Origin of the sequence: Pseudomonas sp. FP1740, from assembly GCF_030687165.1 — a bacterium.
Classification (GTDB): Bacteria; Pseudomonadota; Gammaproteobacteria; order Pseudomonadales; family Pseudomonadaceae; genus Aquipseudomonas.
Genome location: NZ_CP117461.1, coordinates 2,049,087 through 2,063,801 on the forward strand (window position 1 = coordinate 2,049,087; position 14,715 = coordinate 2,063,801).

General features: G+C 59.3%; 12 protein-coding genes. 11 read left to right on the plus strand and 1 reads right to left on the minus strand.

Annotated features, from left to right (window positions below; translation table 11 throughout):
- The first annotated feature begins 40 nt into the window (after positions 1-40).
- The 3 genes from acnD (at position 41) to prpD (ending at position 5,502) form a co-directional block, all read left to right on the plus strand.
- Complete coding sequence (gene acnD / locus PSH69_RS09180) at positions 41-2,635, plus strand: Fe/S-dependent 2-methylisocitrate dehydratase AcnD (RefSeq protein WP_305411725.1); 2,595 nt, start codon at positions 41-43, stop codon at positions 2,633-2,635.
- 52 nt (positions 2,636-2,687) lie between these two features.
- Complete coding sequence (gene prpF, locus PSH69_RS09185; protein WP_305411726.1) at positions 2,688-3,878, plus strand: 2-methylaconitate cis-trans isomerase PrpF; 1,191 nt, start codon at positions 2,688-2,690, stop codon at positions 3,876-3,878.
- A gap of 139 nt (positions 3,879-4,017) precedes the next feature.
- Entirely contained in the window at positions 4,018-5,502 is a 1,485-nt protein-coding gene (gene prpD, locus PSH69_RS09190) for a 2-methylcitrate dehydratase (RefSeq protein ID WP_305411727.1), read from the plus strand.
- 35 nt (positions 5,503-5,537) lie between these two features.
- Here prpD and PSH69_RS09195 read toward each other — a convergent pair whose 3' ends face one another.
- Positions 5,538-6,356 carry a pyruvate, water dikinase regulatory protein gene (locus tag PSH69_RS09195; protein ID WP_018925255.1) on the minus strand — a complete coding sequence of 273 codons (819 nt, stop codon included), beginning with the start codon at positions 6,354-6,356 and terminating at the stop codon, positions 5,538-5,540.
- A gap of 174 nt (positions 6,357-6,530) precedes the next feature.
- Here PSH69_RS09195 and ppsA point away from each other — a divergent pair, with 174 nt between their 5' ends.
- The 8 genes from ppsA (at position 6,531) to PSH69_RS09235 (ending at position 14,663) form a co-directional block, all read left to right on the plus strand.
- Positions 6,531-8,906 (plus strand): phosphoenolpyruvate synthase, encoded by a 2,376-nt coding sequence (ppsA, locus tag PSH69_RS09200; protein WP_111454668.1) that lies wholly within the window; start codon positions 6,531-6,533, stop codon positions 8,904-8,906.
- Between the two features lie 95 nt (positions 8,907-9,001).
- Positions 9,002-9,991 carry an alpha/beta fold hydrolase gene (locus PSH69_RS09205; protein ID WP_096479812.1) on the plus strand — a complete coding sequence of 330 codons (990 nt, stop codon included), beginning with the start codon at positions 9,002-9,004 and terminating at the stop codon, positions 9,989-9,991.
- Positions 9,992-10,183: 192 nt separating this feature from the next.
- A complete protein-coding gene (rraA, locus tag PSH69_RS09210; protein ID WP_019579751.1) occupies positions 10,184-10,675 on the plus strand; it encodes a ribonuclease E activity regulator RraA in 492 nt (163 codons plus the stop codon).
- 37 nt (positions 10,676-10,712) lie between these two features.
- Positions 10,713-11,708 (plus strand): zinc transporter ZntB, encoded by a 996-nt coding sequence (locus PSH69_RS09215; protein WP_019579752.1) that lies wholly within the window; start codon positions 10,713-10,715, stop codon positions 11,706-11,708.
- A 63-nt stretch (positions 11,709-11,771) separates the two neighbouring features.
- Complete coding sequence (locus tag PSH69_RS09220; RefSeq protein WP_008006975.1) at positions 11,772-12,020, plus strand: hypothetical protein; 249 nt, start codon at positions 11,772-11,774, stop codon at positions 12,018-12,020.
- A 2-nt stretch (positions 12,021-12,022) separates the two neighbouring features.
- Positions 12,023-12,847 (plus strand): mechanosensitive ion channel domain-containing protein, encoded by an 825-nt coding sequence (locus PSH69_RS09225; RefSeq protein ID WP_007940637.1) that lies wholly within the window; start codon positions 12,023-12,025, stop codon positions 12,845-12,847.
- Positions 12,848-12,933: 86 nt separating this feature from the next.
- Positions 12,934-13,524, plus strand: coding sequence for an RNA polymerase sigma factor SigX (sigX, locus tag PSH69_RS09230; RefSeq protein ID WP_026331741.1), 591 nt, complete (start codon positions 12,934-12,936; stop codon positions 13,522-13,524).
- A gap of 107 nt (positions 13,525-13,631) precedes the next feature.
- Positions 13,632-14,663, plus strand: coding sequence for an OmpA family protein (locus PSH69_RS09235; RefSeq protein ID WP_305411728.1), 1,032 nt, complete (start codon positions 13,632-13,634; stop codon positions 14,661-14,663).
- Positions 14,664-14,715 lie beyond the last annotated feature (52 nt).

A 14,715-nucleotide genomic window follows, 5' to 3' on the forward strand; every position in this document is an offset into this window, starting at 1 on the left:
GGCGCCCACCTATTGAAATTACCGTGACCGAGTCCTGACGATGAATACTGAATTCCGCAAACCGCTACCCGGCAGCTCTCTGGATTATTTCGACGTCCGTGCGGCGGTCGATGCCATTGCGCCAGGCGCCTACGACACCCTGCCGTACACCTCCCGCGTGCTGGCGGAAAACCTCGTGCGTCGCTGCGACCCGGCCACGCTCACCGATTCCCTGAAACAACTGATCGAGCGCAAACGCGACCTCGACTTCCCATGGTTTCCGGCCCGCGTGGTGTGCCACGACATTCTCGGCCAGACCGCCCTGGTGGACCTTGCCGGCTTGCGCGATGCCATCGCCCTGCAAGGCGGCGACCCGGCGCAAGTGAACCCGGTGGTGCCAACGCAATTGATCGTCGATCACTCGCTGGCCGTCGAGTCCGGCGGCTTCGATCCCGAGGCGTTCGAAAAGAACCGCGCCATCGAAGACCGTCGCAACGAAGACCGTTTCCACTTCATCAACTGGACCAAGAAAGCCTTCAAGAACGTCGACGTGATCCCGCCGGGCAACGGGATCATGCACCAGATCAACCTGGAGAAAATGTCGCCGGTGATCCAGGTGCGCGACGGCGTGGCTTTCCCCGATACCTGCGTGGGTACTGACAGTCACACGCCACACGTCGATGCGCTGGGTGTGATCGCCATTGGCGTTGGCGGCCTGGAAGCGGAAAGCGTGATGCTCGGCCGCGCATCGTGGATGCGTCTGCCGGAAAGCGTTGGCGTCGAGCTTACCGGCAAGCTGCAACCGGGCATCACCGCCACCGACATGGTGCTGGCGCTGACCGAATACCTGCGCAAACAGAAAGTCGTCGGCGCGTGGCTGGAGTTCTTTGGTGAAGGTGCGTCAAACCTGACCCTCGGCGACCGCGCGACCATTTCCAACATGGCCCCGGAATACGGCGCCACTGCGGCAATGTTCTACATCGACCAGCAGACCATTGACTACCTGAAACTCACCGGTCGTGAAGACAAGCAAGTGCAACTGGTCGAGAACTACGCCAAACAGACCGGCCTGTGGGCCGATAGCCTCAAAGGCGCGCAATACGAGCGCGGGTTGAGCTTCGATCTGTCCTCGGTGGTGCGCAACATGGCCGGCCCGAGCAACCCGCATGCGCGTGTTGCGACCTCGGATCTGGCTGCCAAAGGTATCTCCGGCCAGTGGGAAGACGTGCCTGGCCAGATGCCGGACGGCGCAGTGATCATCGCCGCCATCACCAGCTGCACCAACACCAGCAACCCGCGCAACGTTATCGCCGCCGGCCTGCTGGCGCGCAATGCCAACAAGCTTGGGCTGACCCGCAAGCCATGGGTCAAGTCGTCCTTGGCACCCGGTTCGAAAACCGTGGCGCTGTATCTGGATGAAGCTGGCCTGACCAAAGAGCTGGAGCAACTCGGCTTCGGCGTCGTGGCCTTCGCCTGCACCACCTGCAATGGCATGTCTGGTGCGCTGGATCCGGTGATCCAGCAAGAGATCATCGACCGCGACCTGTACGCCACCGCCGTACTCTCCGGCAACCGCAACTTCGACGGGCGGATTCACCCGTACGCCAAGCAGGCGTTCCTCGCATCGCCGCCATTGGTGGTGGCTTATGCCATCGCCGGCACCATCCGTTTCGACATCGAAAAAGATGTACTGGGCGTGGTGGATGGCAAGGAAATCCGCCTGAAAGACATCTGGCCGAGCGACGAAGAAATCGACGCGGTGGTCAAGGCCTCGGTCAAGCCGGAGCAGTTCCGCCAAGTGTACATTCCGATGTTCGCCATCCACGAAGACACCGGCCCGAAAGTCACGCCGCTGTACGACTGGCGCGAGATGAGCACCTACATCCGTCGTCCGCCGTACTGGGAAGGCGCGCTGGCCGGCGCGCGTCCGCTCAAGGGCATGCGCCCGCTGGCGGTGCTGCCGGACAACATCACCACCGATCACCTGTCGCCTTCGAACGCGATCATGCTCGACAGCGCAGCGGGTGAGTACCTGGCGAAAATGGGCCTGCCGGAAGAGGACTTCAACTCCTACGCCACGCACCGCGGCGACCACCTGACCGCGCAGCGCGCAACCTTCGCCAACCCGAAACTGTTCAATGAAATGGTGCAGGAAAACGGCAAGGTCAAGCAGGGTTCTCTTGCCCGTGTGGAGCCGGAAGGCAAAGTGATGCGCATGTGGGAAGCGATCGAGACCTACATGGAACGCAAGCAGCCGCTGATCATCATTGCCGGCGCCGACTATGGCCAGGGTTCGTCCCGGGACTGGGCGGCCAAAGGCGTGCGTCTGGCGGGAGTGGAAGCGATTGCCGCCGAAGGTTTCGAGCGCATTCACCGCACCAACCTGGTGGGCATGGGCGTGTTGCCGTTGGAGTTCCTGCCGGGCACCAATCGTAAAACCTTAGGGATAGATGGCAGCGAAACCTATGACGTGATCGGCGATCGCACCCCGCGCGCGACGCTGACGCTGGTGATCAACCGCAAGAACGGTGAACGCGTCGAAGTGCCGGTGACCTGCCGCCTCGACACCGCCGAAGAAGTGTCGATCTACGAGGCCGGCGGCGTGTTGCAGCGTTTCGCTCAGGACTTCCTCGAAGAGTCGGCGGTTGCCGTTTAACACGACGAGCCGCGCGGGATTTCAGGTCCCGCGCTGGCCATACAGGATCAATATGGCTCACGCATCTCAGATAAAAATCCCTGCCACCTACATGCGCGGCGGCACCAGCAAAGGCGTGTTCTTCAGCCTCAAGGATTTACCCGAAGCGGCGCAGATGCCAGGCAACGCCCGCGATGCCTTGTTGCTGCGCGTGATCGGCAGCCCCGATCCGTACGAGAAGCAAATCGACGGCATGGGCGGCGCGACGTCCAGCACCAGCAAAACCGTGATCCTGTCGAAAAGCATCAAGGCCGATCATGACGTCGATTACTTGTTCGGTCAGGTCGCCATCGACAAACCTTTCGTCGACTGGAGCGGCAACTGCGGCAACCTGTCGGCGGCGGTTGGTTCGTTCGCCATCAGCAATGGCCTGGTGGATGCCAGCCGCATTCCGCACAACGGTGTGGCGGTGGTGCGCATATGGCAGGCCAACATCGGCAAGACCATCATCGCTCATGTCCCGATCACCAATGGCGAGGTGCAGGAAACCGGTGATTTCGAACTCGACGGCGTGACCTTTCCGGCCGCCGAAGTGCAGCTCGAATTCATGGATCCGGCGGCGGAAGAAGAGGGCGGCGGTGGCTCGATGTTCCCCACCGGCAATCTGGTGGACGACCTTGAAGTGCCAGGTGTCGGCACGCTCAAGGCTACCCTGATCAATGCTGGCATCCCGACCATATTCATCAACGCCGAAGACATCGGCTACACCGGCACCGAGCTGCAGGGCGCGATCAACAGTGACCTGGAGGCTTTGGCAATGTTCGAAACCATCCGCGCTTACGGTGCGCTGCGCATGGGGCTGATTGAACACCTGGATGAAGCCGCCAAGCGCCAGCACACGCCGAAGGTCGCGTTCGTCGCCCCACCTGCGGATTACATTGCGTCCAGCGGCAAGAAAATCGCAGCCACCGACATCGACCTGCTGGTGCGCGCGTTGTCCATGGGCAAGCTGCACCACGCCATGATGGGCACGGCGGCGGTAGCCATCGGCACGGCGGCGGCGATTTCCGGCACCTTGGTCAATCTGGCAGCGGGCGGTATCGAACGCAACGCCGTGCGCTTCGGCCATCCGTCCGGCACCTTGCGCGTGGGCGCCGAGGCCGCTCAGGTCAACGGTGAGTGGACGGTGAAAAAAGCCATCATGAGCCGCAGTGCGCGGGTGTTGATGGAAGGTTATGTCCGTGTGCCGGGGGATTGTTTCTAACCTCAATCCAGGCATACACAAATCCCTGTGGAAGCGCCGCTCCCACAGGTGATGCATTTCCAAAACAAGAGTGTTGTACCGACTGAGACTACCCTGAACCGAGGTCCCATCAACGAACCACTTCAAGAGTGAATCGAACATGAGCGCCAACGTCGACCTGAACACCCGCCCCGACTACGACACGGTTCTGCAGGACATCGCCGACTACGTCCTCAATTTCAACATCCAGTCGCCCGAGGCGCTTGATACTGCCCGCAATTGCCTGATGGACACCCTCGGCTGCGGCTTGCTGGCGCTGCGTTTCCCCGAATGCACCAAACACCTGGGCCCTATCGTCGAAGGCACTGTCGTTCCCTTCGGCGCCCGCGTGCCCGGCACCAGCTATCGTCTCGACCCGGTCAAGGCCGCTTGGGACATCGGTTGCATCGTCCGCTGGCTCGATTACAACGACACCTGGCTCGCCGCCGAATGGGGCCATCCGTCCGATAACCTCGGCGGCATTCTCGCGGTGGCCGACCACCTGTCGCAAAAGCGCCTGGCCAATGGCGACGCCCCGTTGACCATTCGCGCCGTGCTGGAAGCCATGATCATGGCGCACGAGATTCAAGGCGTGATCGCCCTGGAAAATTCGTTCAACCGCGTCGGTCTCGATCACGTGATTTTGGTGAAAGTCGCCTCGACCGCCGTCACTGCCAAACTCATGGGCGCCAATCGCGAGCAACTGCTGTCGGCGTTGTCCCATGCCTTTGCCGACGGTCAGGCGCTGCGCACTTACCGGCATGCGCCGAACGCCGGATCGCGTAAATCCTGGGCGGCCGGAGACGCGACCAGTCGGGGCGTGCGTCTGGCGGACATTGCGATGCGTGGTGAGATGGGCATCCCCGGCGTCCTGACCGCCAAGCAATGGGGTTTCTACGATGTACTGTTCAGCCACACTAACAACGACCTGGGGCTCAAGCCTGAAGGCAAGCGCGCTTTCAGTTTTTCCCGGCCGTTCGGCAGCTATGTGATGGAAAACGTGCTGTTCAAGATCAGCTTTCCCGCCGAGTTCCACGCGCAAACGGCCTGCGAGGCCGCCGTCACCCTGCATCCATTGGTCAGGAATCGCCTGCATGAAATCGACAGGATCGTTATCACCACCCACGAATCAGCGATCCGCATCATCTCCAAGGTCGGCCCGCTGGCCAACGCCGCGGACCGCGATCACTGCCTCCAGTACATGACCGCCGTGCCCCTGGTGTTCGGCAATCTGGTGGCCGAGCAGTACGAAGACGACTTCCACGCCGTGCATCCGATTATCGATGTGCTGCGCGACAAAATGGTCATCGTTGAAGACCCGCGTTTCACTCGCGAGTACCTGGAGCCGGACAAACGCTCTATCGCCAATGCGCTGCAGGTGTTCTTCAAGGATGGTTCCAGCACCGATAACGTGGTGGTGGAGTACCCGATTGGTCATCGCCGGCGCCGTGCTGATGGCATTCCGTTGCTGGAAGACAAGTTCAAGGCCAACCTGGCCACGCGCTTCACGGCTCAGCGAAGCAATGAGATCTTTGCGCTGTGCAAGGACCAGACAGCGCTGGAGGCAACGCCGGTTAACCGGTTTGTGGATTTGTTTGTGATCTAGCGGACCGCGAAGGCGGTGGAGCAGGCGCCGGGACGCTACTTGAACCGCCGCTCCACCCCTTTCTCCACCAGAATCTTCGCCGAAATTTCTTCCACCGAGAAATGCGTGGAGTTGATGTGGGGAATGTTCTCGCGACGAAACAGATTCTCCACCTCGCGCACTTCGAATTCACACTGCGCGTAGCTCGAATAACGGCTGTTGGGTTTGCGTTCGTTACGGATTGCGGTGAGGCGGTCCGGGTCGATGGTCAGGCCGAACAGCTTGTGATGATGGGCGCGCAGGGCAGTCGGCAGTTGCAGGCGCTCCATGTCGTCTTCGGTCAGCGGGTAGTTGGCTGCGCGGATGCCGAATTGCATGGCCATGTACAAACACGTCGGTGTTTTGCCGCATCGCGACACGCCTACTAGTATCAGGTCAGCTTTGTCGTAATAGTGCGTGCGGGCGCCATCGTCATTGTCGAGGGCGAAGTTCACCGCCTCGATGCGCTCCATGTAATTGGAGTTATGGCCGATGGAGTGGGATTTGCCGACGGTGTAGGAAGAATGCTCGGTCAGCTCCTGTTCAAGGGGCGCCAGGAAGGTCGAGAAAATGTCGATCATGAAACCATTCGACGTTGCGAGAATCTCACGAATGTCCTGATTGACAATGGTGTCGAAAATAATCGGACGAAAACCATCGTTTTCGGCGGCTTTGTTGATTTGTTGTACCATTGCCCGCGCTTTATCAGCGTCGTCGATGTACGGTCGTATGATTTTGCTGAAGGTAATGTTTTCGAACTGCGCCAGCAGGCTTTGGCCGAGGGTTTCGGCGGTAATGCCGGTGCCATCGGAGATAAAGAAAGCAGATCGTTTCATTTGCACCTTGGGCCTTAAGCTAGTGACGATTCTTGGATATAGTAGGCGCGATTTGTCGGCCGGCAATGGCCCGCATTCTCACTTATTTTCCAGGTCCAGGCCATACAGCCGGCAAAGGCTCCCCCGAGTCGCCGGCTTCTGAGCTTTTCCAACACAGTTAGTGGAGAGATCACCTTGGTAGAGTACGTAGTTTCCCTCGATAAGCTCGGCGTCCATGATGTAGAGCATGTGGGGGGCAAGAACGCATCCCTGGGCGAGATGATCAGTAACCTTGCAGGCGCCGGTGTATCGGTGCCAGGTGGCTTTGCCACGACAGCTCAGGCTTATCGTGATTTTCTGGAACTGAGCGGCCTGAACGATCAGATCCATGCCGCCCTCGACGCCCTGGACGTCGATGATGTAAACGCCTTGGCCAAGACCGGCGCCCAGATCCGTCAATGGATCATGGAAGCCGAGTTCCCCGAGAAGCTCAACGCCGAGATCCGCACCGCGTTCGCCACGCTGTCGGCCGGCAACCCTGACATGGCCGTGGCCGTGCGCTCTTCCGCTACCGCCGAAGACCTGCCGGACGCTTCCTTCGCCGGTCAGCAGGAAACCTTCCTGAACATCCGTGGTGTCGAAAACGTCATTCGCGCCGCCAAAGAGGTGTTCGCCTCCCTGTTCAACGACCGCGCCATTTCCTACCGCGTCCACCAGGGCTTCGACCACAAGCTGGTGGCCCTGTCGGCTGGCGTGCAGCGCATGGTCCGCTCCGAAACCGGCACCGCCGGCGTGATGTTCACCCTCGATACCGAATCGGGCTTCCGTGACGTGGTGTTCATCACCGGCGCCTACGGCCTGGGTGAAACCGTCGTACAAGGCGCGGTGAACCCGGATGAGTTCTACGTCCACAAAGGCACGCTGGAAGCCGGTCGCCCGGCCATCCTGCGTCGCAACCTGGGCAGCAAAGCCATCAAGATGATCTACGGCGACGAAGCCAAGGCTGGTAAATCGGTCAAGACCGTCGACGTGGACAAGGCTGATCGCGCACGTTTCTGCCTGACCGACGCCGAAGTCAGCGAACTGGCCAAGCAGGCGATGATCATCGAGAAGCACTACAAGTGCCCGATGGACATCGAATGGGCCAAAGACGGCGATGACGGCAAGCTTTACATCGTGCAGGCCCGTCCGGAAACCGTGAAGAGCCGCACCCAGGCCAACGTCATGGAACGTTACCTGTTGAAAGAGACCGGCACCGTGCTGGTGGAAGGTCGCGCCATCGGCCAGCGCATCGGCGCCGGCAAGGTGCGGATCATCAAGGACGTGTCCGAGATGGACAAAGTCCAGCCGGGCGACGTGCTGGTTTCCGACATGACCGACCCGGATTGGGAACCGGTCATGAAGCGCGCCAGCGCCATCGTCACCAACCGTGGCGGCCGTACCTGCCACGCGGCGATCATCGCTCGCGAGCTGGGCATCCCGGCCGTGGTCGGTTGCGGCAACGCTACCCAGCTGTTGAAAGACGGCCAGGGCGTGACCGTTTCCTGCGCTGAAGGCGACACCGGTTACATCTTCGAAGGCGAACTGGGCTTCGACATCAAGAAAAACTCCGTGGATGCCATGCCGGAGCTGCCGTTCAAGATCATGATGAACGTCGGCAACCCGGACCGCGCCTTCGACTTCGCGCAACTGCCGAACGCCGGTGTGGGCCTGGCCCGTCTGGAGTTCATCATCAACCGCATGATCGGGGTGCACCCCAAGGCGTTGTTGAACTACGGCGGCCTGCCGCAGGAAATCAAGGACAGCGTCGACAAGCGCATTGCCGGTTACAACGACCCGGTCGGCTTCTATGTCGACAAACTGGTCGAAGGCATCAGCACCCTGGCGGCAGCGTTCTGGCCGAAAAAGGTCATCGTGCGTCTGTCGGACTTCAAGTCCAACGAATACGCGAACCTGATCGGCGGCAAACTCTACGAGCCGGAAGAAGAAAACCCGATGCTGGGCTTCCGTGGCGCTTCGCGTTACATCAGCGAATCGTTCCGTGACTGCTTCGAGCTCGAATGCCGCGCCCTCAAGCGCGTGCGTAACGAGATGGGCCTGACCAACGTTGAGATCATGGTGCCGTTCGTCCGTACCCTGGGCGAAGCGAGCCAGGTGGTCGATCTGCTGGCTGAAAACGGTCTGGCCCGTGGCGACAACGGTCTGCGCGTGATCATGATGTGCGAGCTGCCGTCCAACGCGATCCTTGCTGAAGAGTTCCTCGAGTTCTTCGACGGTTTCTCCATCGGCTCCAACGACCTGACCCAGCTCACCCTGGGCCTGGACCGTGACTCCGGGATCATTGCGCACCTGTTTGACGAGCGAAATCCTGCGGTCAAGAAACTGCTGGGCAACGCCATTGCCGCGTGCAACAAGGCCGGCAAGTACATCGGCATCTGCGGTCAGGGCCCTTCGGACCACCCGGACCTGGCGAAGTGGCTGATGGAGCAGGGCATCGAAAGCGTTTCGCTGAACCCCGATTCCGTACTGGAAACCTGGTTCTTCCTGGCTGAAGGTCAGGCTTCGGCCTGATGGTGTGAGTGAAAGGGCCGATCTGTGATCGGCCCTTTCAGAGATTCAAGTAGGGCGGGCTCCTCTGGATGCCGCCCTTTTTTGTGCAAGAGCATATGCAAAGTAGCAGCAACCTATTTCCTGTCGCCCTGATCAGCGCCGAGCGGCGCGGCGATCTGAGCGAAGACGTCTATCGTTTGAAACCCGGCAACAGCCCCGACGGCACCGTTGAGCTGGCTGTGACACGCCTGGGCCTGGCCGATGAGCCGGCGGTGCGTGGCGTGCCGGTGATTCTGCTGCACGGCAGCTTTTCCAATCGGCGGTTCTGGTTTTCTCCCAAAGGTTTGGGCCTGGGCGCTTACCTGACGCGTCTGGGATTCGATGTGTGGATTCCGGAAATGCGCGGTCACGGCCTGTCTCAGCGCAACCAGAACTATCGCCAGAACCGCGTTGCCGACTATGCGCGTTACGATTTGCCGGCCATTGGTGCGTTCGTGCGCGAACAGAGCGGCCAGATCCCGCACTGGATCGGTCATTCCCTGGGGGGCATTACCCTGGCCGCGGCATTGGGCGGTCAGTACCTGGGCGAGCCCGCCGTGGCTTCCGCGGCGTTTTTCGGCACGCAAGTCAGCCGTACTTACTGGCCGTTGAAGTTTCCACCGGTGGAGTGGAGCGGGCGCTTCATTCTCAAGCGTTTTGCCCAACTGTCGGGCTCTCGGCTTAAGCGCGGCCCGGAGGACGAGCCGATAGGCCTGGCCCTGGAAAGCATGCGTTGGTACGGGCTGTTCGGCCGCTTCGGCGATGCCGACAAAGACTGGTGGGCGGGGTTGGCCGAGGTGCAATTGCCGGTGCTGGCGGTGAGCGCCGCGGGCGATCATCAGGACCCGACCTGGGCTTGCCATAAGCTGTTCGATCAAGTCGGCTCCGAGCACAAGCAGTTCATCACCCTTGGCCGCGAGCAAGGCTTTGGCGATAATTTCGGTCACGTGGAAATGTTGGTCAGCAAGGCTGCGCAGGCTGAAGTCTGGCCGTTGGTGGCTCGCTGGCTGGCGGATCAACAGACGCCTTTACTGGGTGAAAAGCCGGATTTGGCCACAGCGATTTGAGCCTGATGCTCTAACAAGGGCATTTCTCTCTGGTCGGCTTGCGGCTAATATGTGACGCATTGAGTGGTTCTGGTCACTTTGAGTGATTGATGCGGTCGCTATGTTCGTGCGAACGGAGCGATTTGCAACCGTCCAGCCTTGGCCCGAGTATGCTGCATACTCGATTGTCTTCCTTGTTACAGGAGTTTCTCGATGAACCATTACCTCACGCCTGACCTGTGCGACGCCTATCCGGAGCTGGTGCAGGTGCTGGAACCGATGTTCAGCAATTTCGGCGGCCGTGATTCTTTCGGCGGCGAAATCGTGACCATCAAATGTTTCGAAGACAACTCGCGGGTCAAGGAGCAAGTCGAGCTCAAGGGCAACGGCAAGGTACTGGTGGTCGACGGTGGCGGTTCCCTGCGCCGCGCGCTGTTGGGCGACATGCTGGCCGAGAAAGCCGCGAACAACGGTTGGGAGGGGCTGGTGATCTACGGTTGCATCCGCGACGTCGACGTCATCGCGCAAACTGATCTGGGGGTTCAGGCCCTGGCCAGTCACCCGATGAAAACCGACAGGCGCGGTGTTGGCGATCTCAACGTTGCCGTGACCTTCGCGGGCGTGACCTTTCACCCGGGCCACTATGTTTATGCGGACAACAACGGCGTGATCGTCTCGCCAAGCCCGCTGAAAATGCCTGAATAAGCGCTGCTGGCTTTTTGTTTCAAGAATAGGGGTGAGGATGTTCGAGGAAGAAAACGCGCAGTGGGGGCTGGTGCATGCCCTGGTGCTGGACGGTAAAGGCGGTGCGCGTTCGATAGCCCGGACTGAACTCGATGACTTGCAGCTGCAGGCCCACGAAAGCCTGTGGTTGCACTGGGATCGCAGTCACCCGCAAACCCAGACTTGGCTGCGCAAATCCAGCGGGCTGAGTGAGTTTAGTTGCGATTTGTTGCTGGAAGAGAACACCCGACCGCGTCTTTTGCCGCTGCCGGACTCTGAACTGCTGCTGTTTTTGCGTGGAGTCAACCTGAACCCGGGCGCGGAGCCGGAAGACATGGTCTCGGTGCGGATCTTCGGTTCGGCCCAGCGGGTGATCTCCCTGCGGCTGCGGCCGTTGCGCGCCACCGATGAGTTGCTGGTGCAACTGGCCGAAGGCAAAGGGCCAAGAACCGCTTCCGAACTGATCCTCTATATGGCGCAATACCTGACCAACAAGGTGCAGGATCTGGTCGCTTGCCTCTCCGAGGTGGTCGATGAAGAGGAAGAAAAGCTCGATGCCGACGAACGGTATACTCCCGAACATGGCGCCATTTTGCACATCCGCCGCAGAGCCGCTGGACTGAAGCGTTTTCTGGCGCCGCAGCGGGATATTTTCGGTCAGCTGACGCGGATAAAACTGCCGTGGTTCTGCGAAGACGATGGCGATTACTGGAACGAATTGAACAACAGCCTGACCCGGTATCTCGAGGAGCTGGAGTTGACCCGGGAGCGCGTGGGGCTGGTCCTGGAGGCTGAAGACCGGCGTTTGAGCGTGCGCATGAACCGCACGATGTACCGCTTCGGGATCATCACCGGGATCTTTTTGCCGATGAGTTTTCTGACCGGTCTTTTGGGTATCAACGTCGGCGGTATTCCGTTCTCTGCCAGCCCCTACGGCTTCCTGATCGCCTGCCTGTTGATGATCTTGGTAGCGCTGGGGCAGTGGTGGTTATTCCGACGTTTACGCTGGGTCTGACGATGAGCCATGTGACCCGACCAAATCTAACCGCGTCTTTGACAGATATCACGAGAGGTGCGTATGCACGATCCGTTTGAACAGTCTTTGCGTGACATGCTCAAGGCATCGCCGTCCAGCCGTGACGACGATGCCTGCCTGGGGCGTGTGCTTAAAACCGCCAACCGCCAGGTCGGTGCCGGTGATCTGTTCAGCCTGCTGGGCCGTTGGCTGCCCGCGCTGATGATTGCCCTGAATAACGGATCGGCCCATGTCTCGCCGGTTTCTCGTCTGCGTAAACCTACCGCTCGCACTGCTGATAAGGCTGATTGAATATGGAACTTGATCTCTGGACTCAGAGCCTCGTCACTGCAATGACTGCGTTGTGGACCAAAGTTGCGAACTTCATTCCGAACCTGTTTGGCGCACTGGTTGTGCTGCTGCTGGGTTTTGTCGTGGCCAAGCTGCTGGACACGCTGCTCTCCAAATTGCTCGCCAAATTGGGCCTTGATCGCCTGATGGGTGGCACCGGACTGACCAAATTGCTGTCCCGCGCCGGCCTCCAGGTGCCTATTTCGACGCTGATCGGCAAAATCGTCTATTGGTTCGTCCTGCTGATTTTTCTCGTTTCTGCCGCAGAATCCCTTGGACTTGAACGAGTTTCGGCTACGCTGGACATGCTGGCGCTGTATGTTCCGAAAGTATTCGGCGCGGCGCTGGTGCTGTTGGTAGGTGTCTTGCTGGCGCAACTGGCCAATGGGCTGGTGCGTGGCGCGGCAGAAGGTGTAGGGCTGGATTACGCCGCGGGCCTGGGGCGGATTGCCCAGGGCCTGGTGATCATCATCAGTATTTCGGTTGCGATCAGCCAGTTGGAGGTCAAGACAGACCTGCTCAACCACGTGATTGTGATCGTCTTGATTACCGTTGGTCTGGCGGTTGCGCTGGCCATGGGGTTGGGAAGCCGGGAAATTGCCGGTCAGATTCTTGCGGGAATCTATGTGCGTGAGTTGTATCAGGTTGGGCAACAAGTGCGTGTTGGCGAGGTCGAAGGGCAGATCGAAGAGATCGGCACGGTGAAAACCACGGTGCTGACCGACGAGGGTGAGCTAGTCTCTCTCTCGAATCGGATTCTCCTGGAGCAGCATGTGAGTAGCCGCTAACCCGGCAAATCCTGCTAATGTATGCCGCCGCAAATTGCCCTGAAGGGCAGCGGCGGACATTGACCTGACTGTCGGCCCGACTTGTTTTGAATAAAGCTCAATCGCTCTCCACGCGCTACGACCCCCGCGAGCTCTCTGATGAGGAGTTGGTCGCGCGCTCGCACTCCGAGCTGTTTCACGTAACGCGCGCCTATGAAGAACTGATGCGGCGTTACCAGCGAACATTATTTAACGTTTGTGCACGATATCTGGGGAACGATCGTGATGCAGACGATGTCTGTCAGGAAGTGATGTTGAAGGTGCTGTACGGCCTGAAGAACTTCGAGGGCAAATCGAAGTTCAAAACGTGGCTCTACAGCATCACGTACAACGAGTGCATCACTCAGTATCGGAAGGAACGGCGTAAGCGTCGCTTGATGGACGCTTTGAGTCTGGACCCCCTCGAGGAAGCGTCTGAAGAAAAGGCGCCGAAACCCGAGGAGAAGGGCGGACTTGATCGCTGGCTGGTGTATGTGAACCCGATTGACCGTGAAATTCTGGTGCTACGTTTTGTCGCAGAGCTGGAGTTTCAGGAGATCGCAGACATCATGCACATGGGTTTGAGTGCAACAAAAATGCGGTACAAACGCGCTCTAGACAAATTGCGTGAGAAATTTGCAGGCATTGCCGAAACTTAGTTTGGCGCAAATATCTCTTACGTGTAGGCAAGTTCTGATAGACTTGCCGCCGAGTTGTCCCCCGGTTTGCGGGACTGCTTCACAATCACCAGATGGGGATTTAACGGATGAAACTGAAAAACACCTTGGGCTTGGCCATTGGTTCTCTTATTGCCGCTACTTCGTTCGGCGCGCTGGCACAAGGCCAAGGCGCAGTTGAAATCGAAGGCTTCGCCAAGAAAGAACAGTACGACAGCGATCGTAACTTCAAGAACAACGGCAACCTGTTCGGCGGCTCGGTTGGTTACTTCCTGACCGACGACGTAGAACTGCGTCTGGCCTACGACGAAGTACACAACGTACGTGCAGATGATGGTCGCAACGTAAAGGGCGCTGATACCGCTCTGGACGCTCTGTACCACTTCAACAACCCAGGCGACATGATCCGTCCATACGTTTCTGCCGGTTTCTCGGACCAGAGCATTGGCCAGAACGGTTCGGGTCGTAACCGCTCCACTTTCGCCAACGTTGGCGGCGGTGCCAAGCTGTACTTCACCGAGAACTTCTACGCCCGTGCCGGCGTTGAAGCTCAGTACAACATCGACCAGGGCGACACCGAGTGGGCTCCAAGCGTCGGTATCGGTGTGAACTTCGGTGGCGGCTCCAAGCCTGCTGCTGCTCCAGTTCCAGCACCCGCTGAAGTGTGCTCCGACAGCGACAACGATGGCGTTTGCGACAACGTTGACAAGTGCCCGGACACCCCAGCCAACGTAACTGTTGACGCTGATGGCTGCCCGGCAGTTGCTGAAGTTGTCCGTGTTGAGCTGGACGTGAAATTCGACTTCAACAAGTCGGTAGTCAAGCCTAACAGCTACGGCGACATCAAAAACCTGGCTGACTTCATGAAGCAGTACCCATCCACCACTACTGTTGTTGAAGGTCACACTGACTCCGTCGGTCCTGACGCTTACAACCAGAAACTGTCCGAGCGTCGTGCAAACGCCGTTAAGCAAGTTCTGACCAACCAGTACGGTGTTCAGTCGTCCCGCGTTCAGTCTGTTGGCTACGGCGAATCCCGCCCAGTTGCTGACAACGCCACTGAAGCTGGTCGCGCTGTAAACCGTCGCGTAGAAGCGAAGGTTGAAGCTCAAGCTAAGTAATTAGCTCGCAGCTCAAGAAAAGCCCGGCTTAGGCCGGGCTTTTCTTTGTCTG

Coding starts and splice junctions, on each gene's coding strand:
- acnD (WP_305411725.1), top strand. CDS start 41: ATGAATACTGAATTCCGCAAACCGCTACCCGGCAGCTCTCTGGATTAT.
- prpF (WP_305411726.1), top strand. CDS start 2,688: ATGGCTCACGCATCTCAGATAAAAATCCCTGCCACCTACATGCGCGGC.
- prpD (WP_305411727.1), top strand. CDS start 4,018: ATGAGCGCCAACGTCGACCTGAACACCCGCCCCGACTACGACACGGTT.
- PSH69_RS09195 (WP_018925255.1), bottom strand. CDS start 6,356: ATGAAACGATCTGCTTTCTTTATCTCCGATGGCACCGGCATTACCGCC.
- PSH69_RS09205 (WP_096479812.1), top strand. CDS start 9,002: ATGCAAAGTAGCAGCAACCTATTTCCTGTCGCCCTGATCAGCGCCGAG.
- rraA (WP_019579751.1), top strand. CDS start 10,184: ATGAACCATTACCTCACGCCTGACCTGTGCGACGCCTATCCGGAGCTG.
- PSH69_RS09215 (WP_019579752.1), top strand. CDS start 10,713: ATGTTCGAGGAAGAAAACGCGCAGTGGGGGCTGGTGCATGCCCTGGTG.
- PSH69_RS09220 (WP_008006975.1), top strand. CDS start 11,772: ATGCACGATCCGTTTGAACAGTCTTTGCGTGACATGCTCAAGGCATCG.
- PSH69_RS09225 (WP_007940637.1), top strand. CDS start 12,023: ATGGAACTTGATCTCTGGACTCAGAGCCTCGTCACTGCAATGACTGCG.
- PSH69_RS09235 (WP_305411728.1), top strand. CDS start 13,632: ATGAAACTGAAAAACACCTTGGGCTTGGCCATTGGTTCTCTTATTGCC.